This is a genomic window from Pseudomonas sp. FW300-N2A2, from assembly GCF_017351735.1.
In the GTDB taxonomy this organism is placed as follows: domain Bacteria; phylum Pseudomonadota; class Gammaproteobacteria; order Pseudomonadales; family Pseudomonadaceae; genus Aquipseudomonas; species Aquipseudomonas migulae.
In genome coordinates this window covers 100,248-124,795 of sequence record NZ_JACNDU010000014.1, presented here as the reverse complement: position 1 = coordinate 124,795, position 24,548 = coordinate 100,248, and the positions used below count along the sequence as shown (strand labels likewise).

Here is a 24,548-nt window from a genome sequence, read left to right as displayed (position 1 = left end):
GAGGAGAGGGTGTCGCTGAGGGTCAGGCGGCGATGCGCAGGTTCTGCAGCACGATCGGGCGAGCCCAGCCGATATCGAAATCGAAGTTTTTCTGTTGTTCCGCCAGCTCTTCCGGCGGGAACGGCGGGAATGGCTTGTCCAGCAGGTCCATTTCGAATTCGGCGATCGGCAGGTGCAGTGGACGTGGTTGCGGCGCCGGGCCGGCTTCTGGCACGGGTTGCCCGGCCGTCAGTACGATCGGGCGAACCCAGCCGCTTTCGAAGTTCTGCTGCTTTTGCTGGGCAGCGATTTCTTCCGGTGGGAACGGTGGGAATGGTTTGTCGGCCAGGTCCATTTCGAACTCGGCGATCGGCAGGAACAGCGGCTCGGGTGGCTTGACCTGGGTTTCCTTCACATCGCATTCACGCTGGGAAACGATGTGCGCCAGCAGTTCGCTGCCAACTGTGGGTTCTTCCGGACTTTCGAGATCGACCGGTGGAAAGTTGAGAGACGCCGGCACGACATCGCCCGACTGATCGGCCAGGGCCTGGGCAAAGAAATCCTGCCACAGGTGACTGACGCCGCTCAGTGCTTGGGAGTTTCGCAGGCCAAAATCGCCGTGGGGCGAGATGTAACCTATCGATGTGCGTTGAATGTCTGACATTTCTCTCGGTCGACGCTCAGCTCTGGCAAAATGCTCGTTAGTTTTGTTATCGGCCGTTTCTGCCGATCATTAATTTTTTTGAGCGTGTTTTCCCATGATTGAGCAACCGGCGGCTTGCCGCATCCATGTCGAGGCCCTGGGCACGGCTTTTCAGCCACAGGCCGAGCAATGGGCCGAGCGCCTGGGCCTGCCTTTGCAGGTCGATGACGGTGAATTTGCCTTGCAGGTGGGTGAACAGGGTTTGCAACTGCAACAGCTCGGCCCGGACGCACCGGGACCGGTGCGGGTGGACTTCGTCGAGGGCGGAGCCGCCCATCGCCGCTTGTTCGGCGGTGGCACCGGTCAGATGATCGCCAAGGCGGTCGGCATCGCCCAGGGCGTGCGTCCGCGGGTGCTGGACGCTACGGCGGGGCTGGGCAAGGACGCGTTCGTGCTGGCGAGCCTGGGTTGTGAGATGAGCCTGATCGAACGTCAGCCGCTGATTGGTGCCTTGCTTGAAGATGGCCTGGCACGCGGCGCGGAAGATTTCGACGTGGCGTCGATTGTGGCGCGCATGCGATTGCTCAAGGGCAACTCGATCGAAGTCATGCGCAACTGGGAAGGCGAGCCGCCGCAGGTCATCTACCTCGACCCGATGTTTCCCCATCGTGAGAAAACTGCGCTGGTGAAGAAGGAAATGCGCCTGTTCCGGCCGTTGGTGGGGGATGACCCGGATGCACCGGCGTTGCTCGAAGCGGCGTTGGCATTGGCCAGCCACCGGGTGGTGGTGAAGCGTCCGCGCAAGGCACCGTGCATTGCCGGGCCGAAGCCGAGTCATGCGCTGGACGGGAAATCCAGTCGGTATGACATTTATCCGAAGAAGGCGCTCAAGCCTTAAGACCGAGTCGCGCCCTTCGCGGGCAAGCCTCGCTCCTACAGATTTAGAGTCGATCACATTTTTTGCGAACGACACTACCCTGTAGGAGCGAGGCTTGCCCGCGAAGGCGTCCGTTAGAACGATATCAATCTATCAGGCTGACTAGGGACGATAAGCCCGCATAAACAAACCCACCACTTCCCGCACATGTTCCTCCGCCGCATCCCCGGTCAACGGTTCGCCACAGCCATACAACAACCGAAAATTCCCCGCGCCCTTGAGCAGGCAAAAGAAATGCTCCGCCGCGTTACGTGGCTTGTCGATGCTCAACACACCGCTCTGATCAACCTTGGTCAGCAGCCGCTCCATGCCATGCAGCATGCGCTCCGGCCCGGCCTCGAAGAAGATCTGCGAGAGTTTCGGGTCCTGGCTGCCCAGCGTCATCATCAACCGGTGCAGGTTCACCGATTCATCGCTGTTGATCAGGTGATGAAAGCCGCGCGCGATATTCAACAACACCGTTTCCACTGAAATGCCGTCAGGCAATTCGAAAAACAGCGTAGGCAATTGCTCTTCGCATTTGGCGACAACGGCGGCGGAGAACAGCGTCTCCTTGTCGTTGAAATGACTGTAGACAGTCAGCTTCGACACGCCAGCTTCAGCCGCGACGGCGTCCATGCTGGTGCTCGCATAGCCATTGCTCAGGAACAGGATTTTCGCCGCATCGAGGATTGCCTGGCGCTTGGCCAGATCCTTGGGACGGCCCGGACCATTGGGTGCTGAAAAGTTGTTCGGCATTATTCGCTTTTAATACTGGACTGGTGAGTTTGCTATTAATAACATACTGGTCAGTATAATTATTCCAAGCACCATTAGCGAAAGGTCCTTCACCATGTTCCGCTATGCCTTGCCCCTCGCATTGCCAGTCAGTCTGGCGCTTTTATTGTCTGCGTGTGGTCACGAAGAGGCACCGCAAGTCACCGTCCGACCGGCCATGGTGGTGCAGCCAGAGCCTTCGGCACAGGCGATGGAAAGCTATCCCGGTGAAGTCCGTGCTCGCTACGAGCCGGATCTGGCGTTTCGCATTGGCGGCAAAGTCAGCCGACGACTGGTCGAAGAAGGACAGCGGGTCAAGGCCGATCAACCGCTGGCCGAACTCGATCCCCAGGACGTCCGCCTGCAACTGGAAGCCACCCGCGCTCAAGTCGCGGCGGCCGAAGCCAATCTCAATCTCGTACGTGCCGAGCGCGATCGCTACAAGACCCTGATGGATCGTCAGATGGTCAGCCGCTCGCAGTACGACAATTCCGAAAATCTATACAGATCCGGTGAAGCGCGCCTGAAGCAGATCAAGGCCGAATTCAACGTCTCGACCAACCAGGCCAGCTACGCAGTGCTGCGTGCGCCTCAGGATGGTGTGGTGGCCAAGCGTGCGGTGGAAGTCGGGCAAGTCGTCGCCGCCGGTCAAACCGTGTTTACTCTCGCCACCGATGGCGAGCGCGAAGTGTTGATCAGCCTGCCGGAACAGAGCTTCGGTCGTTTCAAGGTCGGGCAGCCGGTGTCGGTGGAACTCTGGACGCAACCTGACCAGCGTTTTGCCGGGCGCATCCGTGAGTTGTCGCCCGCCGCCGACCCGAAATCCCGCACCTTCGCCGCCCGCATTGCCTTCAACGCCGGCAAGGTTCCGGCCGAGCTCGGCCAGAGCGCCCGGGTGTTTATCCAGACTGCCGACGTCGTGGCGCTGTCGGTGCCGCTCTCGGCGGTTACCGCCGAAAACGGTGCCACTTACGTTTGGGTGCTCAGCGTCAACAACACCCTGAAGAAAGCGCCGGTCCGGGTCGGCCCGTTCGGCGAGAAAACCGTGCCGGTGCTCGAAGGCCTGAACGCCAGTGACTGGGTGGTGGCGGCCGGTGTGCATGTGCTTCACGACGGGCAGCAAGTGCGCCCGGTGGATCGCTCCAACCGCGTGGTCAATCTAGCGGGCAAGGAGTAATCCCTGATGGGTTTCAATCTTTCCGAATGGGCGCTGCGTAACCGCCAGATCGTACTGTTCCTGATGCTGTTGCTGGCCATCGTCGGCGCACTTTCCTACACCAAACTGGGCCAGAGCGAAGACCCTCCGTTCACCTTCAAGGCCATGGTGATCCGCACCAACTGGCCGGGGGCCACCGCCGAGGAAGTGTCGCGCCAGGTCAGTGAACGCATAGAAAAGAAGTTGATGGAAACCGGCGAGTACGAGCGCATTGTGTCGTTCTCTCGACCGGGTGAATCCCAGGTGACGTTCGTTGCGCGTGACTCCATGCACTCGGTGGAGATTCCGGATCTCTGGTACCAGGTCCGCAAGAAAATCGGCGACATTCGTCATACCTTGCCACCGGGCATTCAGGGCCCGTTCTTCAACGATGAATTCGGCACCACCTTCGGCAACATCTACGCGCTGACCGGCGACGGTTTTGATTACGCGGTGCTCAAGGACTACGCCGACCGAATCCAGATTCAGCTGCAACGGGTCAAGGATGTGGGCAAGGTCGACCTGCTCGGGTTGCAGGACGAGAAGGTCTGGATCGAACTCTCCAACGTCAAGCTCGCCACCCTCGGTTTACCGTTGGCAGCGGTGCAGCAGGCGCTTGAAGAGCAGAACGCGATGTCCACGGCCGGTTTCTTTGAAACCACCAGTGAGCGATTGCAGCTACGGGTTTCGGGGAATTTTCAGACGGTCGAAGAGATCAGGAACTTCCCGATTCGCGTCGGTGATCGCACGTTCCGTATCTCCGATGTCGCGGACGTGCATCGTGGTTTCAACGATCCTCCGGCGCCGCGCATGCGTTTCATGGCCGAAGACGCCATCGGTCTGGCCGTGGCGATGAAGGACGGCGGCGACATTCTGGTGCTGGGCAAGGCGCTGGAAATCGAGTTCGCCAGGATCCAGAAAAACCTTCCGGCCGGCATGCAGTTGCGCAAGGTTTCCGATCAACCCGCTGCGGTGAAAACCGGTGTCGGTGAGTTTGTCCAAGTGCTGGTGGAAGCACTGGCCATCGTCCTGTTGGTGAGCTTCTTCTCTCTCGGCGTACGCACCGGCATGGTGGTGGCGCTGGCGATTCCGCTGGTGTTGGCGATGACCTTCGCCTGCATGTATTACCTGGGCATCGGCCTGCACAAGATTTCCCTTGGCGCGCTGGTGCTGGCGTTGGGCTTGCTGGTGGACGACGCGATCATCGCCGTGGAAATGATGGCGATCAAAATGGAGCAGGGCTTTGACCGGATCAAAGCCGCGAGTTACGCCTGGACCAGCACCGCGTTCCCGATGCTCACCGGCACGCTGATCACGGCCGCCGGTTTCCTGCCGATTGCCACTGCGCAATCGGGCACTGGCGAGTACACGCGTTCGATCTTCCAGGTAGTGACCATCGCGCTGCTGGCGTCGTGGATTGCCGCCGTGGTTTTCGTGCCGTACCTGGGGGAAAAACTCCTGCCGGACCTGGCGAAGATTCACGCAGCGAAACACGGCATTGGTCAGCCTGATCCGTACGCCACGCCTTTTTATGAACGTGTCCGACGCCTGGTGGAATGGTGCGTGCGCTGGCGCAAAACGGTGATCACGCTGACAGTGGTGTTGTTTATCGCCTCCATCGTGTTGTTCCGTTTTGTACCGCAGCAGTTCTTCCCGGCCTCGGGACGACTGGAGTTGATGGTCGATCTGAAACTGGCCGAAGGCGCTTCGCTGAGCAACACCGCCGACGAGGTTAAACGCCTTGAAGGTTTACTGAAGGATCACGCCGGCATCGATAATTACGTGGCCTACGTCGGTACCGGTTCGCCGCGCTTTTACCTGCCGCTGGATCAGCAACTTCCTGCAGCGAGCTTCGCCCAGTTTGTCGTCCTGGCCAAGACTATCGAGGACCGCGAAACCCTGCGCACCTGGCTGATCGAAACCCTCAACGAACAATTCCCGGCCCTGCGTTCGCGGGTGACGCGTCTGGAAAACGGCCCGCCAGTCGGCTATCCGGTGCAGTTCCGGGTCACCGGCGAACACATCGAGGACGTCCGCGCCCTGGCTCGAAAAGTGGCGGCCAAGGTTCGCGAGAATCCCCATGTGGCCAACGTCCACCTGGACTGGGAAGAGCCGAGCAAAGTGGTTTATCTGAACGTCGATCAGGACCGCGCCCGCGCGCTCGGCGTGAGCACCGCGAACCTGTCGAAGTTTCTGCAAAGCTCGCTGACCGGTTCCAGCGTCAGTCAGTACCGCGAAGACAACGAGTTGATCGAAATCCTGCTGCGCGGCACGTTGCATGAGCGCACTGAACTGTCGTTGCTGCCGAGCCTGGCGGTGCCGACCGACAACGGTCGCAGCGTGGCGTTGTCGCAGATCGCGACGCTGGAATACGGCTTTGAAGAAGGCATCATCTGGCACCGCAACCGCTTGCCGAACGTGACGGTCCGCGCCGATATCTATGGCAAGGAACAACCGGCGACGCTGGTGCAGCAGATCATGCCGACGCTCGATCCGATCCGCGCGGAACTGCCTGACGGCTACTTGCTGGAAGTCGGCGGCACCGTGGAAGATTCCGCCCGTGGGCAGAATTCGGTGAAGGCCGGTGTGCCGCTGTTCATCGTTGTGGTGCTGACGTTGTTGATGCTGCAACTGCGAAGCTTCTCACGCACGGTGATGGTGTTTCTTACAGCGCCATTGGGATTGATCGGGGTGACCCTGTTCCTGATGGTGTTCCGCCAGCCGTTCGGTTTCGTGGCCATGCTCGGGACCATCGCGCTGTCCGGGATGATCATGCGTAACTCGGTGATTCTGGTAGACCAGATCGAGCAGGACATCGCCGCCGGGCTCAAACCGTGGCAGGCGATTATCGAAGCCACGGTGCGTCGTTTCCGGCCGATCGTGCTGACCGCGCTCGCCGCCGTATTGGCGATGATCCCGCTGTCACGAAGCGTGTTCTTCGGGCCGATGGCGGTGGCGATCATGGGTGGATTGATTGTCGCGACGGCGTTGACGTTGCTGTTTTTGCCGGCGCTGTATGCGGCGTGGTTCCGCATCAAGAAAGAAACGGTTTGATGTGTGGTCTTGGCGGCCTTCGGGCCGACCAGGTTCTTGGTTATTAAGTACATATCCATTTCTGCGGTTACGGCCGCTTATGGTTTCGCCCTTACGGCGAGGCACTTTTTTCAAACGCCAAAAAAGTACCCAAAAAGGCTCGCCCCGGCGTCCGGCTCCTCGCTAAGGCTCGGCGTACCCTCGCTCCGGTCCTGCTCCGTGGGCCCGCCGCCATCGGCCATCCATGGCCGGGGGCGGCTAACCCGGCATCCATGCCGGGTTGCCCACTGCGCAGAACCTCCACTCGGCCTCCCGAAGGGGCGGGTGGATCAAGATCAAGAGCTGCAGGCGAGCTAACGCTCGGCCTGATGAGTGGTGAGAAGCGAGTGTACGCCGATCCCCTGTAGGAGCCGGCTCGCTGCGGGCGGCGTTCCGACGATGGCGGCCTGACAGCCGACCTGTTTTCGCGGATGTACCACGCCTTTGTAGGAGCCGGCTTGCCGGCGAACGCGGTGTGTCAATCGACATCAAATTCGACTGACACTCTGTATTCGCCGGCAAGCCGGTCTCGCTCCCACAATGGCGTTGTGTTGAGGCTTAGAGCGAACCAAACACCTTCTTCGCCAAACTGGTCGCCGCCGCCGCAGGGTTCTGGCGAATGGTTTCTTCCTGTTTGCCGATCATCTCGAACAAACCGTTCAGGGCCTGCTCGGTTACGTAGCTTTCGATGTTGGCACTTTTCGCATCCACCACGCCCATGGTCGCGGCTTGTCCGGCGAACGAGTTGTACTGCTTGGCCAGGCCAACCTGGTCGGTGGCTTGTTTGACGATCGGCAGGAACTTGGCGCGGATCTGTTCGCGGCTGGTTTTGTTCAGGTATTGCGTGGCGGAGTCATTACCGCCGCTGAGAATGCCCTTGGCATCGTCGACCGTCATCTTCTTCACGGCATCCACGAGGATCGGCTGAGCCTGGACCACGGCCGTTTCCGCCGCTTTGTTCATGCTGGTTTCCAGCTGATCGACCTGATCGCCCATGCCGAACTGTTTCATTTTGCTGGCGACCTTGCCCAGTTTGCCCGGCAGTTCGATCTTCACGTCCGGGTTGTTACTGAAGCCGCCCGGCGTGCCGAGTTGTTTCACGGCCAGTTGCGCGCCTTGGGTCAGGGCATCCTTGAGGCCGCCCGTAGCGTCTTTTTGCGACAAGTCACTGAGCGACAGCGCCATGGCACTGGCGGAAATCATCAAACCTGCACACAGGCCGGCAAAGCGAAGGGTAGGGCGGAACATGGCGGCTTCCTTGTTCGGAAAAAAATGAGCAAAAAAAGAATTATCGGACGGCGTCGACGCGAATTTTCAGTGGCTGCGGGTCGCTGCCATTCAGTTGCACGGCGTGATGTTCGGTGGTGATGAACATCAGCTGGCCATTCACTTCGATTCGCGCGCTGACGGAATAACGATGGCCGGGTTTGACCTGGGCCGGATCGTAACTCAGATGGAACGGCAGTGGCACCTGGCCTTTGACCGGGCCTTTCTGCTCGTCGAGCACCACGGCAGGAGCGTCGGCCAGCGATACGTCCTGCAAGCTGACGCTCAGGGTGGCAGTCGGCGGCAGGGCGATGCGTTGCAGGTAGAAGACTTCGCCATCGAGGCTGGTTTTGGCGGCGGGTTGCGGGGTTTGGCAGGCACTGAGCAAAGCAGCCAGTCCCAGAAGCGGAAGTTTTTTCATGCATTCAATCCTTGTCGTTGGCACCTGAAGAAGACTGGCGCCAACGACAATTTAGCGTTTTTTTCAGGCGAGGGCTTAGAAGTTACCTTCCGGTGTTTCACGAACGCTACGAACGACAACGTCCTCCGGGCGCAGGTGGTTTACACCCAGCTCCACTCGATGAAGTTTGATGGTCTTGTAAATCATATGCTCGGGGGTTTCGATGCGTGCACGGATTGCATAGCTATTGCCAGGCAGGACATCCGCAACCTGGTACAGCAGGGAAAAGGTTAACGCTTTCTTTTCCGCATCAGAGATAACTTGTCGGGCAAGTAGTTTGGCTGGGGCATCAGTCGCAGTGACATCCAGCAGATCGACGTAAAGTGTCGAGTTCAGTGGAAGGGCAATCTTGTGCAGGTAGTACACGGTACCGCTGATGTTCATTACAGGTTCGCTGCTCATTTTGATTTCCTTATCAAATAAATCGTCGGAAATGACGAGGGGTCAGCCTATCGCCAAGGCACCGGAACCAGATGTAGGGGAATTCCCTGATTAGGGGGTGAATTGATGTCAGGGTGGATCGGAAGCTTCCTTGCTTCTGAACCCCTGGGGGCCGTGCGATCAAACAGGCGTGACCAACTCCGCCGCATCTTCACTGCGATGCAACGCCACCTGACGGATCGACAAGCGGATCTCCGCCGACAACACCCGTTTCGCCGCACCTTCGGCCAGTTCGCCGAGCAGTTCGTGATAGCTCAGCTTGCCGGCCTCGTCACGCTTGAGCACGTCGAGGTCGAGCATCGTCTGGATGAAGTGGCGGAACAGGCTCTTGTCGAAAAATTCCGGCGCGTTCAGGCCATGCAGGATCGACAGGCGCTGGGCCATGACCGTGCACAGGTCTTCCAGTTCTTCGGCGCTGATGCTGTTTTGGCCGCTGTTGAGCAGCAGGGAAACCGTCATGTAGAAGCGCTGCAAGGTCTGGGCGATGCTCTTCGACAGCAGCGTCAGCAACACGAAATGCCGCGAGCTTGGTGCCGGGCGCAGGTAAACGTCGTTCTCGAAACGCAGCAGGCCTTGCTCGACGAACGCTTCGAGCCATTGATCGATCACGGCATCCAGTTCGTCCAGCGACCAGCGAATGAACAGCTCCGATTGCAGGTACGGATACAGCGCGCGGGTGTAGCGCAGGATCTGTTCGCGACTCATGCGCGACGCACTCTGGAAGAAACTCGCGAGCAACGCCGGCAACGCGAAAATGTGCAGCACGTTGTTGCGGTAGTAAGTCATCAGGACTGCGTTTTGCTCGTCCAGATAGAGGATTTTGCCCAGCGCATCGCTTTGCTCGGACAGCAGGTCCATGTCCTTCACATGCTCGATCAACGCGCGTCCGTCACCTTCCGGCAGCGTGGTGTGCGGCGAGTACGGAACCTTGCGCAGCAGCGCCAGATACAGATCCAGCACCCGCGCCATGGCGCGATCGTCCAGCGCCAGACGACTGGTGGACAGCAATGCCAACGCCACGAGGTTGACCGGGTTGATCGCAGCCGCTTCGTTCAGGTGCTGCGCGACTTTCTCGCCGAGGCGGTTGGTGGTTTCGTTGAGCCAGGCCGGTTTGAACTGCGGGCCGAGTTCCTGTTGACGCCAGTCTGGCTGTTCGCTGTCGAGGAATTCCGCCAGTTTGATCGGCTCGCCGAAGTTCACCGCCACCTGGCCGAAACGCTGCTTAAGGGCGCCGATGACTTTGAAGATGTCGAAGATCGATTCTTTTTTCTTGCTCGCACCACGCAGTTCGCCGAGGTAAGTCCGGCCTTCCAGTACGCGCTCGTAGCCGATGTACACCGGCACGAACACGATCGGCATGCGCGAGGAGCGCAGGAAGCTGCGCAAGGTGATCGCCAGCATCCCGGTTTTCGGTTGCAACATGCGCCCGGTGCGCGAGCGGCCGCCCTCGACGAAATACTCGACCGGAAAACCTTTGGTGAACAGGGTGTGCAGGTATTCGTTGAACACCGAGGTGTACAGCGGGTTGCCCTTGAAGGTACGGCGCATGAAGAACGCACCGCCGCGACGCAGCAGGCCGCCGATCCCCGGCATGTTGAGGTTGATCCCGGCGGCGATGTGCGGCGGGGTCAGGCCGTTGCGAAACAGCAGATAGGACAGCAGCAGGTAGTCGATATGGCTACGGTGGCACGGCACATAGATCACTTCGTAACCCGGGGCGACCTTCTGCACGCCTTCGATGTTGTTGACCTTGATGCCGTCGTAGATCTTGTTCCAGAACCAGCTCAGCACCACTTCCATGAAGCGTATCGCGGTGTAGGTGTAGTCCGAGGCGATCTCGTTGCCGTAGCGCAGGGCCTGGGCCTTGGCTTTCTCCGGGGAGATATTCTCGCGTTCGGCTTCGTCGAGGATCGCTTGCTTGACCAGCGGCTGGTTGAGCAGGCCTTTGACCAGGTTGCGACGGTGGGAAATGTCCGGGCCGATCACCGCGGCTTTGAGGTTGCGGAAGTGCACCCGCAGAATCCGTTGGGCCATGCGCACGGTGCGCTCGTGGCCCTTGTTGTGCTCGATCAGTTCGCGCAGGTGAATCGGCGCGGAGAATTGCACGCGGGTCTTGCGCCCCAGCACGATGATGCTCAGCAAGCGGCGCAGGCGCCCGGTAACTGCCCAGCTATCGGCGAACAGCAGTTTCCATGGACTCGATTCGCTGTCCGGCGACTGGCCCCAGAACACGCTGACCGGAATGATCTGCGCGTCTTCGGCAGCGTTCTGGCTCAGGGCGCTGACCAGTCGGGTCAGGGTCGGTGGCGCGCCGCGTTTGTCCTGGCGACCGAGCCAGTCGGGCTCCGGTGTCAGGTAAAAGAACGCGGCAGGTTCCAGCAGATTGCCGACAGACACCGGCAGCACCGGGCGCGGCAGGCCGGCCTTGCTGCATTCGGTGTCGACCACGGCGAGGTCGGTCAGCGAAGGGTTTTGCAGGACGTAGAACACCGGACGGCTGCGGTCGAGGTTGAGGGTGAACGACGACTGATTGATCGTCTCCGAGCGAACCCAGAGATAGAGCAGTCGGCGCAGGGTGCCAAACACAAGACGGCGGAACGGGGAACGGGTCATACGGCTTCTGCGTGAGTGGAATAAACCGAGCGTTTGCTCGGGCGGTCGATAGTGTGCCGGATTCACTGAAAATCGGCAAAAAAGCGGCAATCAAAGTGCTATTGAGAGATTAAATGTCTGACATATACTCGGCGCACTGTCGCCGTCACCCTCATGGGACCGGTATGCGCAGGCTGACGTTCCCGAGGCTTTCCTGCGAAAAGCCCGATCAATAATAAAAAGGGAGTATGAACAAATGGCAACACGCGAAACCGGCAACGTGAAGTGGTTCAACGACGCCAAGGGCTATGGTTTCATCCAGCGCGAGGACGGGGTGGACGTGTTCGTGCACTACCGCGCGATTCGCGGTGAGGGGCATCGTTCGCTGACTGAAGGCCAGCAGGTCGAGTACGGCGTTGTGACGGGGGAGAAGGGTTTGCAGGCTGAGGATGTGGTGGGGTTGTAAACCCACCCTCCAGATCACCCAAAACCCACTGTAGGAGCGAGGCTTGCCCGCGAAGGCGTCATCACTGACGCCAAAAGCTTCGCGGGCAAGTCGGATCGCCGCCCGCTCGCTCCTACAGGTTCGTGGTGTGATGGGTTACGCAGTTTTCCAGGTGATCTCTTCTTCGCCATCGGCGCTGATGCGCATCCAGCGATCCGCTGTCTCTTCACCTTCTTCCTCGACCCAACTACCCGGTGCACAACGTACTTCTACGTTCAGCGCGGCAAACGCGGCGCGGGCGCAGGCGATGTCGTCTTCCCACGGGGTCTGGTCGCTTTCCAGGTACAGGCTGTTCCATTTTCCTACCGCTTTCGGCAGCCAGGTCACTGGCACGTTGCCGGCCTTGCACTTGTAGGTCTGACCTTTCTGTACCCAATCGGTGCACGGGCCCAGCGCCGCGCCGAGCCAGGCGGATACGGCCTTGTGGTCGACGTCGGCGTCTTTCAGGTAAATCTCGATATCGGGTTGGCGCATGGATGTCCTCACTGCGGGTCTGAAAAATCCATTCGCGGATTTAGCCGGCCTCAAGCTGCTGCTCAAGACCAAAAATTAAGATTGAAGAACAAAATAATCGTAGCGCATCGAAACAGTGACCTCGAACGGTTCCACTTGTTCGATGACCGCCGCCCGGCGTTCGGCACTGGCGCGCCAGCCGTGAGGCGTCATGGCCAACAGGTTGGCGCGATCCTGACCACTTGCAAGCGTCAGCTTGAATTCCAGCGTTTCACTGTGTTGCAGCGCCATGCCGTCCGGCACCAGGGCCAGATGCTTGTCGTCGGTGTACTCACGCACTTCGTCGTACAGCCGCTCGCGCAATTCCATCAGGTGGCCGCTGGTCGGCCCGACTTTCATCAAACCGCCGCCGGGGCTGAGCAGGCGCTTGGCTTCTTCCCAGTCCAGCGGGCTGAAGACGCTGGCGAGAAACTGACAACTGCCGGACGCCAACGGCACCCGCGCCATGCTGGCGATCAACCAGGTCAGCTGCGGGTTGCGTTTGCAGGCGCGTTTGACCGCTTCCCGGGAGATGTCCAGTGCGTAACCGTCTGCGTTCGGCAACGCCTCGGCAATTTGCGCGGTGTAGTAACCCTCGCCACAACCGATGTCCAGCCAGCGCTGCGGCGCGTATTGCGCCGCCAGCTCAGCGAGACGCCTGGCCACCGGCGCGTAATGGCCGGCGTTCAGGAAGTCGCGCCGGGCTTCGACCATCGCCAGGTTATCCCCAGGGTCGCGGCTGTTCTTGTGCTGCACCGGCAACAGGTTCAGGTAACCCTGGCGCGCGCGGTCGAAACGATGCCCGGCGGGGCAGGCCACGCCGTTGTCCACCGCGTTCAGCGGTTCGCTGCAGATCGGGCAGGCAAGCATCAGGCGAGCAACTTGATCAGGGTCTGGTAGTAGATTTCGGTCAGCACGTCGAGGTCGGCGGCCAGCACGCGCTCGTTGACCTGGTGGATCGTCGCGTTGACCGGGCCCAGTTCAACCACCTGTGTACCCATGGTCGCGATGAAGCGGCCATCGGAGGTGCCACCGCTGGTGGAGGCTTTGGTTTCGCGACCGGTGATGTCCTTGATGCTCGACGCGACGGCGTCCAGCAACGCGCCCGGTTCGGTGAGGAACGGCAGACCGGACAGCGCCCAGTCGATGTGCCAGTCCAGGCCATGCTTGTCGAGGATATCGGCGACGCGCTTCTGCAAGCCTTCAACAGTGGACTCGGTGGAGAAGCGGAAATTGAACACCGCCACCAGATCACCGGGGATCACGTTGGTCGCGCCAGTGCCGGAATTCACATTGGAAATCTGGAAACTGGTCGGCGGGAAGAAATCGTTGCCGTGGTCCCAATGCTCGGCGGCCAGTTCGGCCAGTGCCGGGGCGGCGAGGTGGATCGGGTTCTTGGCGAGGTGCGGATAAGCGACGTGACCTTGCACACCGCGTACGGTCAGCTTGGCGCCGAGGGAACCGCGACGGCCATTCTTGACCACGTCACCGACCAGCGTAGTGCTCGACGGTTCGCCGACGATGCACCAGTCCAGACGCTCCTTGCGCGCCGCCAGACGTTCAACCACCGCTTTGGTGCCGTGGTGCGCCGGGCCTTCTTCATCGCTGGTGATCAGGAACGCGACTTTGCCCTTGTGATCCGGGTAGTCGGCGACGAAGCGCTCGGCGGCCACGGTCATGGACGCCAGGCTGCCTTTCATGTCCGCTGCGCCACGACCGCAGAGCATGCCGTGTTCGTCGATCAGCGCATTGAACGGGTCGATCTGCCAGGCGGTCACCGGGCCGGTCGGGACCACGTCGGTGTGGCCAGCGAAGCACAGCACCGGGCCGTCGTGTTTGCCGTGGGTGGCCCAGAAGTTATCCACATCTTCGATGCGCATTGGCTCAAGCATAAAACCGGCATCGCCCAGGCGCTGCATCATCTGCTTCTGGCAATCGGCGTCGACCGGCGTCACGGACGGACGGCGGATCAGGTCGATGGCGAGTTGGAGGGTCGGCGAAAGGTCGGCGTGGGCCGTCATGGAAAAAACTCCGGAAAACTTGAATATGGGCGCGGTCTAAATGTGGGAGCGGGCTTGCTCGCGAATGCGGTGTGCCAGTCAATGTAAATGTTGATTGTTACACCGCATTCGCGAGCAAGCCCGTTCCCACAGGTTTTGAGTACGGTCAGTAAGACCGTATATCACGCCAAGCCCCGCAAAATGGCGGTTATCTTAAAGCAAAACGGCGGCCATTGGCCGCCGTTTAGTGCATCTGCAAAGATTTAGACTGCCGGTGCCGTTTCAGCCTCGACGGCCGGTTTCGGCAGCGAGGACAGGAACGCCATGATCAGCGCCGCCAGGTACGGCAGCGACTGCACCAGCAACATGATCACCCAGAAGCGCATGTCGTTGCTCGGCAGCCCGTTCACCAGGAAGATCCCCAGCGCCGCGCCCCACAACAGCAGCATGATGAACATCTCTTCACGCGCTTCCGAAATCGCCACCCAGAAGCCGTGGTTGTCGGCATTTTTCGGCGTGCGGAAGAACGGAATGCTGCTGGTGAAGAAGCCGTACAGCACCGCTTTGGCGATGGTGTGCGACAACGCCAGCCCGGCAAGCGCCGCACAGAACGCATCCTTGAGGTTCACGCCAACGGCGCGACGGTAGAGGAAGATGATCTTGCCGACCTTGAACACGAACAGCGCCAATGGCGGGATCGCGAAAATCAGCAACGGCGGATCGACCCGTTGCGGCACGATGATCATCGCCGCCGACCACAACAGTGCGCCCACGGTGAAGAAGATGTTCATGCCATCCGCCACCCACGGCAACCAGCCCGCGAGGAAGTGGTAACGCTGGCCACGAGTCAGCTCGGTGTCCTTGCCGCGCAGCAGGCTGGCGGTGTGACGCTTGATGATCTGAATCGCACCGTAGGCCCAGCGGAAACGCTGTTTCTTGAAGTCGATAAAGGTATCGGGCATCAGGCCTTTGCCGTAGCTGGTGTGGTAGTACGCCGCCGACAAGCCTTTCTCGAACACGCGCAGACCCAACTCGGCGTCTTCGCAGATGCACCAGTCGGCCCAGCCGAGTTCCTCGAGCACCGAGCGCCGGGTCATGGTCATGGTGCCGTGCTGGATAATCGCGTCGCGGTCGTTACGGGTGACCATGCCGATGTGGAAGAAGCCTTTGTATTCCGCGTAGCAGAGCTTCTTGAAGGTGCTTTCGTTCTGGTCGCGATAATCCTGCGGCGACTGCACCACAGCGATTTTCGGATCGGCGAAGTGCGGCACCATGTGCTTGAGCCAGTTCGGGTCGACGCAGTAATCGGAGTCGATCACCGCAATCACTTCGGCATCTTTGGCGGTGTGCGGAATCAGGTAGTTCAGCGCGCCGCCCTTGAAGCCGGCCAGCGGTGCGACGTGGAAGAACTTGAAGCGCGGACCGAGGGTTGCGCAGTAATCGCGCACCGGCTCCCAGACGGCCGGGTCCTTGGTGTTGTTGTCGATGATCAGGACTTCGAAGTCCGGATAGTCGAGGTTGGCCAGGGCGTTGAGGGTCTGTTTGACCATCTCCGGCGGCTCGTTGTAGCAAGGCACGTGAATCGACACTTTCGGCCTGTAGTCCGAATCGCCCACCACCGGCAGGAATTCACGCCGACGCTTGTGGGTCCAGACCGCTTCGGCCAGTTCATGCGCCTCGGTCAGCAGTACGATAAAGACCCCAAGTGCGCCGAGTGCGAGGAGAAATCCTACGGTCAGGCTGAACCAGGTGCTGTATTGCTGGCTGTAGTCGTAGCCGATCCACACCAGCACCGAACCGCACAAGAAGGCGATAAAAGTCAGGAAGGTGCGGCCACGTTGACGCAGGGCCGAGCCGTCAATCATCAGCAAGGTCAGGGACAGCAGGGCCAACACCGCCGAGCCGATGGCCAGCACGCGCCATTGCGGGATCGCGACGACCGGGCCTTCGAAGTTGAATTTCTGCTGACGCGCAGCGTTGAACACGCCCCAATACGCGCCCACCGAACCTTCGTCACTGGCCTTCCACGGCTGGTCGAACGCTTCGATCACGAAGTAGTTGAAACCCTGGCGGTTAAGCTTGTTCACCAGCGTGCGCAGGTAGATCGCCTGATCTGCCGGGCTCGCATCGGTGCCGCCACGCATGCGGCCGTTGCTAGGCCAGCCAACCTCGGACAGCAGCAGCGGTTTTTTCGGGAACATCTTTTTCAGATCGCGAGCGCGGTCGAGGACGAACTGGCCGGCCTTGTCCACCGGGATGTATTCCCAGTAAGGCAGTACGTGCGCGGCAATCAGGTCGACGTGCTTGGCCAGTTCGGGGTGTTCTTCCCAGACGTGCCATTGCTCGGACGTGGTGACCGGCACCTTCACGGCTGCGCGAACGCGATCAAGGAGCACGCTCAGTTCGGCAGCGGTAATTTCCTTACGGAAGATGGCCTCGTTGCCTACGACCACACGAACCACGCTGCGTGAGGAGTTGGCGATTTCGATGGCCCGGGTGATTTCCCGCTCGTTGCGTTCCAGGTCCGGGCTGATCCAGATCCCCAGGGTCACCCGCAGGCCGAATTCCTCTGCCAGTTTGGGAATGTCTCCCAGGGTGCCATCGACCGAGTAGGTACGGATGTTGTCCGTCAGCTTGCTCATGATCTCCAGATCGCGACGCATTTGATCGTCGGTCGGGTACTGCTCTTTCTGCGGATACTGGCCTTGCTGGAACGGCGAGTACGAGAAACCGGAGATCTGTTCAGGCCAGTTGGGGGCGGTGACCGGGCGATTGATCAGCGCCCAGAAGCCGGTAAACAAGGCTGCGATGGCGAGCACCACGACCAGGTTGAGTCCAAATTTACGCGATGACATAGCTATTTCGGGTTCCAAAGGCTGTGGAACGAAGGAACGGTTGGCGATCGCCAAGGGGCGCGCATCCTACACCGGCAGTTCACTGAACGTACATCGGACAGGGAATTGCACGACATTGGGCAATCGGCTTTCACATAAGTTCTTACACTTGTCGCTTGTGGCTTAGATCTTTTGGCGTGTGGCCCTATAATGCGCGCCGGTTTTTGGGGTAATGGTCATGAGTACAGAAGATCCGCGGTTTGCAGGCATCGCCCGTTTGTATGGCATCGAAGGGCTAGAGCGCCTGCGCGCGGCGCACGTAGCGATTGTTGGCGTCGGTGGCGTCGGTTCCTGGGCTGCGGAAGCGGTGGCGCGGTGTGGCGTGGGCGAGATTTCGCTGTTCGACCTCGACGACGTCTGCGTCAGCAACGCCAACCGTCAGTTGCATGCGCTGGACAGCACCGTCGGCAAGCCCAAGGTCGAGGTGATGGCCGAGCGCCTGCGCGGGATCAACCCGGATTGCACGGTGCACGCGGTGGCGGATTTCGTCACCCGCGACACCATGGCCGAATACATCACGCCGAACATCGACTGTGTGATCGACTGCATCGACAGCGTCAACGCCAAGGCTGCGCTGATCGCCTGGTGCAAGCGCCGCAAGATCCAGATCATCACCACCGGCGGGGCGGGCGGGCAGATCGACCCGACGCTGATCCAGGTCTGCGACCTGAACCGTACGTTCAACGACCCGTTGGCCTCGAAAGTGCGCTCGACCCTGCGTCGCGATTACAACTTCTCCCGCACCGTGACCCGTCATTACAGCGTGCCGTGCGTGTTTTCCACCGAGCAGCTGCGTTATCCGAAACCCGATGGCAGCATTTGCCTGCAGAAGAGTTTTGTCGGGGATGGCGTGAAGCTGGACTGCGCGGGCGGGTTTGGTGCGGTGATGATGGTGACGGCGACGTTTGGCATGGTCGCGGCGACCAAGGCTGTGGATAAGATTGTGGCGGGTGTGCGGCGCCCGGCGGATCGCATCAAACCAGGTGTTTGAAACACCATCTCTGTAGGAGCGAGGCTTGCCCGCGAAGGCGTTTTATCTGACACACCGCCTTCGCGGGCAAGCCTCGCTCCTACAGGGGCGCGGCCAACTCATTCATTCGCTGAAGCACAGCATTGAGGCCATTGCTGCGCGAAGGTGACAACTGCCGGCTGAGTCCAAGCTGGTTGAACCATTCCGGCAAATCCACCTGCTGCAATTCGACCGCCGACAACCCGTTAACCCGCGCCAGCAACAACGCTACCAACCCGCGGATCAACCGCGCATCGCTGCTCGCGGCAAACTGCCAGTGACCGTCCTGCAACGATCCCACCAACCACACCTGACTTTCACAGCCATGCACGCGGTTGGCGTCGACCTTATCCACATCGCTCAATGCCGGCAGCCGGTCGCCCCATTGCATCAGCAGTCGCGCCCGTTGCTCCCAGCCGGCGGCGTTCTGAAACGTTTCCAGCGCGGAGACGGCATCGGCAGGGAGGTTCATCGCAACAACTCCAGCGCTTGATCCAGCGCATCAAAGAACCGTTGCAGGTCCTCGGAGTCGTTGTAAAGCGCCAACGACACCCGAATCGCCCCGGCCAGTTCAAAGCTTTTCAGCAGCGGCATCGCGCAATGATGACCGGCGCGCACCGCGATCCCCTGTTCTGTCAGCAAGTGCGCCAGATCAGAGTTATGCACACCCTCGACGACAAAACTCGCCAGGGCCAGTTGCGGTTTGCCCAGCAAGCGAATGCCGTTGCGCGCCTCAAGACCTTTCAACAAATAGTCATGCAGCGCGGCTTCATGGGCCGAAACCGCGTCCTGATCGAGGCCGGCGAGGTAATCGAGCGTCGCCCCGAGACCAATCACGCTGGAGATCGGCGGCGTTCCTGCCTCGAAACCTAGCGGAGCAGGACGAAAGCGCGCGTGCTGGTAATCCGCATCCAGCACCATTTCGCCGCCGAACTGCCAATGGCGCAGTTGCTTGAGCGCCTCATGGCGGCCGAACAACACCCCCAGGCCATCCGGGCCATAGAGCTTATGGCTGGAAAAGACATAAAAGTCGCAACCCAGCGCCTGCACATCGTGCCGGCCATGGACCACGCCTTGGGCGCCATCGACCACGGTCAACGCGTTGTGTGCCTTGGCCAGCGCCAGCAGTGCGGGCAATGGCTGCCAGGCGCCGAGCACGTTGGACAGCTGACTGACCGCCAGCAAGCGGGTTCGCGGGCCAATCAACGCGGCGGCGGCATCCAGGTCGATCAAGCCGTCGGCGTCCAGCGGCAGGATCACCAGTTTCAGATCGCGACGGTGGGCCAGTTGCTGCCATGGCAGCAGGTTGGCGTGATGCTCCAGGGCGCTGATGACAATTTCATCGCCTGGATTGAACAAGTGTTCCAGGCCATAGGCCAGGAGGTTCAGCGCAGAGGTCGCGCCGTGGGTGAAGATGATCTGTCCGCAATCACCGGCATTCAGCCATTGCGCGACTTTATTGCGGCTGTCCTCGAACGCCTGGGTGGCATGCGCGCCGGGCAAGTGTTGCGCCCGATGCACGTTGGCTGCGCCATTGGCGTAGTAATGCGCCAGGGCATCCAGCAAGGCTTGAGGTTTTTGCGTGGTGGCGGCGTTGTCCAGATAGGTCTGGTCTTGCCGTTGCAGGGCGGCGATGGCCGGAAAATCGGCGCGCCAGGGGGAGAGAATCATCATGGTATCGGGCCCTGCTAAACATGGGCGGACGTACGCCTGACCTGATGGTCTGGGCTACGCCGGACCTGTAGGAGCGAAGCTTGCTCGCGAAGGGGCCGGTGAGGTCCCCAAAAGCTTCGCGGGCAAGCCTCGCTCCTACAAGAACAGGTGGTCGTGACTTTCTGCTTAGTTGTGAGCGTGCAGCGCTTCGTTCAGTTCGATCGCCGATTTGTGGGTTTTGCATTCCACGGCACCGGTTTCCGAATTGCGGCGGAACAGCAGGTCCGGCTGACCGGCCAGTTCACGAGCCTTCACGACTTTGACCAGTTTGTTGTTTTCGTCCAGCAGTGCCACTTTGGTGCCGGCAGTCACGTACAGGCCCGATTCAACGGTGTTGCGGTCGCCCAACGGGATACCGATACCGGCGTTCGCGCCGATCAGGCAGCCTTCGCCAACCTTGATCACGATGTTGCCACCGCCCGACAGGGTGCCCATGGTCGAGCAACCGCCGCCCAGGTCCGAACCCTTGCCGACGAACACGCCAGCGGAAACGCGGCCTTCGATCATGCCCGGGCCTTCGGTGCCAGCGTTGAAGTTGACGAAACCTTCGTGCATCACGGTGGTGCCTTCGCCGACGTAAGCGCCCAGACGGATACGGGCCGCGTCAGCGATACGCACGCCGGCCGGCACGACGTAGTCGGTCATTTTCGGGAATTTGTCTACCGAGAACACTTCCAGCAGCTCGCCGCGCAGACGGGCTTCCAGTTGATGTTCGGCCAGTTCGCCGAGGTCGATCGCGCCCTGGCTGGTCCATGCGACGTTCGGCAGCAGCGGGAACACGCCGGCCAGGTTCAGGCCGTGCGGCTTGACCAGACGATGGGACAGCAGGTGCAGCTTGAGGTAAGCCTCAGGCGTGGAAGTCAGCGGCGCATCTTCGGCCAGAATGGTGGCGACCAGCGGCTTGTGGCTTTCGGCCAGACGGGTCAGCAGGGCAGCCTGGGCTGCGTCGACACCTTTCAGTGCTTCAGCCAGTTGCGAAGCCTGGGCGGTGCTGAACGCGATGGCCTGATTGCCTTCGGTGTAACCCAGAACCGGCGCGATGGCCGCGACCAGATCGGCCGACGGGTTGAGCAGCGGCTGAGCGTAAAACACTTCGAGCCATGCGCCCTGACGATTTTGAGTGCCGACACCAAAGGCCAGGCTGAATACGGAAGTGGACATGTAAATACCTCTAACAAAATTGAACGGGCTGGCTTACTTGAGCGCTGCCGCGTAGATATCTGGCTTGAAGCCAATCAGGGTTCGGTCACCGAGATCGAGCACCGGGCGCTTGATCATCGAGGGTTGTGCGAGCATCAGTTCGATGGCTTTCGGCTGGTCGAGATCGGCTTTGCGTTCGTCGTCGAGCTTGCGAAAGGTCGTGCCTGCACGGTTCAACACCATTTGCCAGCCGTGCTCGTCGCACCATTGGCTCAGGTGTTCACGGTCGATTCCGACCGCTTTGTAATCATGAAAGTCATAGCTGACAGCGTGTTCATCGAGCCAGGTGCGCGCCTTTTTCATGGTGTCGCAGGCTTTGATGCCGAAAAGGTGCAACGTTTTGCTTGAATCGGTCAAGGAATTGCCCCCTTTACAGGTGCTGGAAAAAAAAGGTGACGGATTATGCCATGACCGTCCGCTTAAAACGCAAAACCCTGTAGGAGCCGAGCTTGCTCGCGAAAGCGGCTTAACATTCAACATTGATAGTGGCTGACCTGCCGCTTTCGCGAGCAAGCTCGGCTCCTACAGGGTTTGGGGTTTTTTCGAGACTGGCGACAGCCTGCGACATTGGTACAACGGTCAACCCGCAGTCTAAGCGGCTAATATGGCACTTCAATGCTGTCGATTGTCCGGGAACCGCGCTTTATGCAAACCGCCTACACCGTCCTGATCCTGTTGATGCTGGTCAGTGTTTCGCGCCTGGTCGGACGCGTGATCCCGTTGCCATTGCCGCTGGTGCAAATTGGCATGGTGAGCCTTATTGGTGTGGCCAACAATGCTGACGCCCCTTTGTGTCACGAGTAAGCGGCGATCATTTGGGAGATGTACTTGTTTTCGTCAGCCTCGCTTGTGGCGCATGAATTCCAGGACGTACTTCTCGATTTCTTCCTCGAAGACCGAGGAATATACAAGCTGGAATCGATCTTCAAACGTAGACAAAGAAAAAGCTTTCGCAAGGAAGTGAAAGTTTGAGTCATATTTCCTTACATAAGGGATCGTAAAACTTCCATCCGCGTGTTTTACCTTGATCAGGAAGCAGAGAAACTTTCCAAAAAATCGCATTTCGTCGCAATTAGCCTTAACCCGGCTTTCTTTCCAGCGTGTAATTGGGGCGATCGTGAATGTCCGATCATGCCTTTTCTTTTCCTCATCTTCGTCTTCGTCAAAATAGATCTCAAAGCTTCGGATTTTGAGGAGCTCGCCCTCGTATTCTGACTTCATTAGAAAGCTTGGATAATCCACTTTGAGAATGCACTCGGCACTAATGTGCGCCTCTGCAAAGGCATAAACGATATCCGAGACTTTTTTGATTTTCCCGTCGTAATAGGCCGCTACCTCATACCCACCTCCAAACAAACCGGCGATGGTCTTCGCATTGGCTTGGCTTTCATACTCGTGGGCGAGGTAAGCAGCAAATTGATTGAGGGCCATGCAGACGCCGTGTACGACGATGTCGTCTTCTTGAACATCGAGCCCCTCAGCATGAAAGCTTTCGTAGTAATCAATCGCGGGCTGCACGGTTTGTCCACCTACGATCACCTCCAGGTGCTCGTTTGAAGGCCCCGGCTCAGCGTCAAAACTCCCAAGCCAGCACTCATCATTCGCAACTGAAAGCACAATGATGTTCAGGCCTGCTGTCGCTAGCACCTTGTTATTCGTGAACTCCTTCAAGAACTGATCACCAGTCAGCGTTGGGGATTTGGCAGTCAGGCTATCGATCAATCGCACCGTATCTCTGATCCTTTCGACGTCTCCAGCAAAGGCTACAGCGAAGTTATGGTTCGCCACGTGAATCTTTTGGCAGAGGCCGACCACGGTATGCTCGCCTGGCGGGAAACCACCATTGCCTGTGTACGTCGGAGTCTGCCAGGCTGGCAGAGAAGTGCCCTTGCAGGTCAATAAAATATCGGCTTGTAAAAAGCCCGCTCGCTTCAAGCTAAAACCTGTGATCATTGTCATTTTTGAAACCCAGACTGCCTTGCCCAAGCGAATTGGATTGAGCATTTTTAATCAGATAATTGCCGACTAGGGAACGACTGCGCGTCGTCAGGTCATTTTTGCGGAGCTGTAACACCGTTCCCTATAGGCGCAAGGCTTGCCCGCAAATGCGGTTTATCATTCAACATCTAAGTCGACTGACAGACCACATCCGCGGGCAAGCCTCGCACCTACAGGTTTGTGTTTATTTGCGGCGCTGGATGAAGGCGCGGATGCGTTCAGCGGCTTCCACACACTCGGCCAGTGGCGCAACCAGCGCCATGCGCACCCGACCGGCACCCGGATTCGCGCCGTCAACGTCACGGGACAGATAAGAGCCAGGCACCACGGTCACGTGTTCTTCGACGAACAGATCGCGGCAGAACGCCTCGTCATCACCTTCAACATTCGGCCACAGGTAAAAACCGCCATCCGGGCGCTGCACGTCCATCACCGGGCCGAGGATTTCCAGCACCGCGTCGTACTTCTCGCGATACAACGCACGGTTGGCGCGCACATGCACTTCGTCATTCCACGCAGCAACGCTGGCCAGTTGAGTCTGAACCGGCATCGCGCAGCCGTGGTAGGTGCGGTACAGCAGGAAGCCTTTGAGAATGTCGGCATCACCGGCCACGAAACCCGAACGCAGGCCCGGCAGGTTGGAGCGCTTGGACAGGCTGTGGAACACCACGCAGCGTTTGAAGTCCTTGCGGCCCAGTTCCGCGCAGGCGCTGAGCAGGCCGGCGGGCGGGGTTTGTTCGTTGAAATACAGTTCGCTGTAGCACTCGTCCGCAGCGATCACGAAGTCGTACTCATCGGCCAGGGCGATCAGTTTTTTCAGGGTTTCGACCGGGATCAGCGCGCCGGTCGGGTTGCCCGGCGAGCACAGGAACAGGATCTGGCAACGCTTCCAGATGTCCGGGGAAACGGCATCGAAATCCGGGTTGAAGCCATTCTCGTCCAGGCACGGCAGGTAATGCGGCTTGGCGCCGGCGAGGAACGCGGCACCTTCATAGATCTGATAGAACGGGTTCGGGCTGACCACCAGGGCGTCGTCGCCACGGTTGACCACGGTCTGGGTGAACGCGAACAGCGCTTCGCGGGTGCCGTTGACCGGCAGCACGTTGCGTGCCGGGTCGAGCCAGCCGTTCGGCACGTTGAAGCGGCGTTCGCACCACGCGGCGATGGCTTCACGCAGGGCCGCAATGCCGAGGGTGGTCGGATACACGGCCATCTGGTCCAGATTGCTTGCCAGGGCTTCGGCGACAAAGCTTGGCGAACGGTGCTTCGGCTCGCCGATGGACAGCGCGATAGGGCGCTTGTCCGGGTTTGGCGTGACGCTGCCGAGCAGGGCGCGGAGCTTCTCGAACGGGTAAGGCTGCAACTGGGACAGAGCGTTGTTCATCGGTAGATCTCG

The 24,548-nt window shown here is 59.7% G+C and carries 22 protein-coding genes; 6 read left to right on the top strand and 16 right to left on the bottom strand.

All coding sequences use genetic code 11. The annotated features are described in order from the left end of the window. Positions 1 to 22 precede the first annotated feature (22 nt). On the bottom strand, positions 23 to 643 hold the full coding sequence (locus tag J4E42_RS18395; RefSeq protein ID WP_008035487.1) for a hypothetical protein: 621 nt from the start codon (positions 641 to 643) through the stop codon (positions 23 to 25). Between the two features lie 94 nt (positions 644 to 737). Between J4E42_RS18395 and J4E42_RS18390 the strand changes: the two genes are divergently transcribed. Next, complete coding sequence (locus J4E42_RS18390; RefSeq protein ID WP_008035485.1) at positions 738 to 1,520, top strand: class I SAM-dependent methyltransferase; 783 nt, start codon at positions 738 to 740, stop codon at positions 1,518 to 1,520. Positions 1,521 to 1,661: 141 nt separating this feature from the next. On the opposite strand, the gene J4E42_RS18385 is transcribed toward J4E42_RS18390, so the two are convergent. Continuing rightward, a complete protein-coding gene (locus J4E42_RS18385; protein WP_207285819.1) occupies positions 1,662 to 2,297 on the bottom strand; it encodes a TetR/AcrR family transcriptional regulator in 636 nt (211 codons plus the stop codon). Between the two features lie 94 nt (positions 2,298 to 2,391). Here J4E42_RS18385 and J4E42_RS18380 point away from each other — a divergent pair, with 94 nt between their 5' ends. Together J4E42_RS18380 and J4E42_RS18375 are read left to right on the top strand one after the other, a co-directional pair. Continuing rightward, the gene (locus J4E42_RS18380; RefSeq protein ID WP_207285818.1) at positions 2,392 to 3,492 is read left to right on the top strand and encodes an efflux RND transporter periplasmic adaptor subunit; all 1,101 of its coding nucleotides are present in this window, start codon (positions 2,392 to 2,394) and stop codon (positions 3,490 to 3,492) included. 6 nt (positions 3,493 to 3,498) lie between these two features. Then, positions 3,499 to 6,564 (top strand): efflux RND transporter permease subunit, encoded by a 3,066-nt coding sequence (locus J4E42_RS18375; RefSeq protein ID WP_207285817.1) that lies wholly within the window; start codon positions 3,499 to 3,501, stop codon positions 6,562 to 6,564. A gap of 576 nt (positions 6,565 to 7,140) precedes the next feature. Here J4E42_RS18375 and J4E42_RS18370 read toward each other — a convergent pair. The 4 genes from J4E42_RS18370 to plsB form a co-directional block, all read right to left on the bottom strand. After that, positions 7,141 to 7,830 carry a DUF4197 domain-containing protein gene (locus tag J4E42_RS18370; protein WP_008039365.1) on the bottom strand — a complete coding sequence of 230 codons (690 nt, stop codon included), beginning with the start codon at positions 7,828 to 7,830 and terminating at the stop codon, positions 7,141 to 7,143. A 40-nt stretch (positions 7,831 to 7,870) separates the two neighbouring features. Next, the gene (locus J4E42_RS18365; RefSeq protein WP_207285816.1) at positions 7,871 to 8,269 is read right to left on the bottom strand and encodes a YbaY family lipoprotein; all 399 of its coding nucleotides are present in this window, start codon (positions 8,267 to 8,269) and stop codon (positions 7,871 to 7,873) included. Between the two features lie 75 nt (positions 8,270 to 8,344). Then, positions 8,345 to 8,710, bottom strand: coding sequence for a YbaY family lipoprotein (locus tag J4E42_RS18360; RefSeq protein WP_207285815.1), 366 nt, complete (start codon positions 8,708 to 8,710; stop codon positions 8,345 to 8,347). Between the two features lie 159 nt (positions 8,711 to 8,869). Further along, positions 8,870 to 11,362: a glycerol-3-phosphate 1-O-acyltransferase PlsB gene (gene plsB, locus J4E42_RS18355; protein ID WP_207285814.1), complete on the bottom strand. Its 2,493-nt coding sequence runs from the start codon at positions 11,360 to 11,362 to the stop codon at positions 8,870 to 8,872. 235 nt (positions 11,363 to 11,597) lie between these two features. On the opposite strand from plsB, the gene J4E42_RS18350 reads away from it, so the two are divergent. Next, a complete protein-coding gene (locus J4E42_RS18350) occupies positions 11,598 to 11,807 on the top strand; it encodes a cold-shock protein (protein ID WP_008035470.1) in 210 nt (69 codons plus the stop codon). 135 nt (positions 11,808 to 11,942) lie between these two features. Here J4E42_RS18350 and J4E42_RS18345 read toward each other — a convergent pair whose 3' ends face one another. The 4 genes from J4E42_RS18345 to J4E42_RS18330 all read right to left on the bottom strand — a co-directional run bounded on the left by J4E42_RS18345 (position 11,943) and on the right by J4E42_RS18330 (position 17,193). Beyond that, positions 11,943 to 12,320, bottom strand: coding sequence for a hypothetical protein (locus tag J4E42_RS18345; protein ID WP_008035469.1), 378 nt, complete (start codon positions 12,318 to 12,320; stop codon positions 11,943 to 11,945). 75 nt (positions 12,321 to 12,395) lie between these two features. Next, entirely contained in the window at positions 12,396 to 13,208 is an 813-nt protein-coding gene (locus J4E42_RS18340; protein ID WP_008039372.1) for a putative RNA methyltransferase, read from the bottom strand. Then, on the bottom strand, positions 13,208 to 14,359 hold the full coding sequence (dapE, locus tag J4E42_RS18335) for a succinyl-diaminopimelate desuccinylase (protein ID WP_008035465.1): 1,152 nt from the start codon (positions 14,357 to 14,359) through the stop codon (positions 13,208 to 13,210). The genes J4E42_RS18340 and dapE overlap by 1 nt, the downstream gene beginning before the upstream one ends. A gap of 242 nt (positions 14,360 to 14,601) precedes the next feature. After that, positions 14,602 to 17,193, bottom strand: coding sequence for a glycosyltransferase (locus J4E42_RS18330; RefSeq protein WP_032829235.1), 2,592 nt, complete (start codon positions 17,191 to 17,193; stop codon positions 14,602 to 14,604). Between the two features lie 211 nt (positions 17,194 to 17,404). Here J4E42_RS18330 and tcdA point away from each other — a divergent pair, with 211 nt between their 5' ends. Further along, the gene (tcdA, locus tag J4E42_RS18325; protein WP_008039374.1) at positions 17,405 to 18,223 is read left to right on the top strand and encodes a tRNA cyclic N6-threonylcarbamoyladenosine(37) synthase TcdA; all 819 of its coding nucleotides are present in this window, start codon (positions 17,405 to 17,407) and stop codon (positions 18,221 to 18,223) included. 79 nt (positions 18,224 to 18,302) lie between these two features. On the opposite strand, the gene J4E42_RS18320 is transcribed toward tcdA, so the two are convergent. The 4 genes from J4E42_RS18320 to J4E42_RS18305 all read right to left on the bottom strand — a co-directional run bounded on the left by J4E42_RS18320 (position 18,303) and on the right by J4E42_RS18305 (position 21,511). After that, on the bottom strand, positions 18,303 to 18,713 hold the full coding sequence (locus J4E42_RS18320; protein WP_207285813.1) for a SufE family protein: 411 nt from the start codon (positions 18,711 to 18,713) through the stop codon (positions 18,303 to 18,305). Next, positions 18,710 to 19,915, bottom strand: coding sequence for an aminotransferase class V-fold PLP-dependent enzyme (locus J4E42_RS18315; RefSeq protein ID WP_207285812.1), 1,206 nt, complete (start codon positions 19,913 to 19,915; stop codon positions 18,710 to 18,712). Before J4E42_RS18315 ends, J4E42_RS18320 begins: the two co-directional genes overlap by 4 nt. 165 nt (positions 19,916 to 20,080) lie before the next feature. Beyond that, positions 20,081 to 21,115 (bottom strand): 2,3,4,5-tetrahydropyridine-2,6-dicarboxylate N-succinyltransferase, encoded by a 1,035-nt coding sequence (gene dapD, locus J4E42_RS18310; RefSeq protein WP_207285811.1) that lies wholly within the window; start codon positions 21,113 to 21,115, stop codon positions 20,081 to 20,083. Positions 21,116 to 21,148: 33 nt separating this feature from the next. Next, positions 21,149 to 21,511, bottom strand: coding sequence for an ArsC family reductase (locus J4E42_RS18305; protein ID WP_207285810.1), 363 nt, complete (start codon positions 21,509 to 21,511; stop codon positions 21,149 to 21,151). A 288-nt stretch (positions 21,512 to 21,799) separates the two neighbouring features. On the opposite strand from J4E42_RS18305, the gene J4E42_RS18300 reads away from it, so the two are divergent. Continuing rightward, entirely contained in the window at positions 21,800 to 21,958 is a 159-nt protein-coding gene (locus tag J4E42_RS18300) for a hypothetical protein (RefSeq protein ID WP_207285821.1), read from the top strand. Positions 21,959 to 21,991: 33 nt separating this feature from the next. On the opposite strand, the gene J4E42_RS18295 is transcribed toward J4E42_RS18300, so the two are convergent. Beyond that, positions 21,992 to 23,158, bottom strand: coding sequence for a hypothetical protein (locus J4E42_RS18295; protein WP_207285809.1), 1,167 nt, complete (start codon positions 23,156 to 23,158; stop codon positions 21,992 to 21,994). A gap of 178 nt (positions 23,159 to 23,336) precedes the next feature. Further along, positions 23,337 to 24,536 (bottom strand): succinyldiaminopimelate transaminase, encoded by a 1,200-nt coding sequence (gene dapC / locus J4E42_RS18290; protein WP_008039390.1) that lies wholly within the window; start codon positions 24,534 to 24,536, stop codon positions 23,337 to 23,339. Positions 24,537 to 24,548 lie beyond the last annotated feature (12 nt).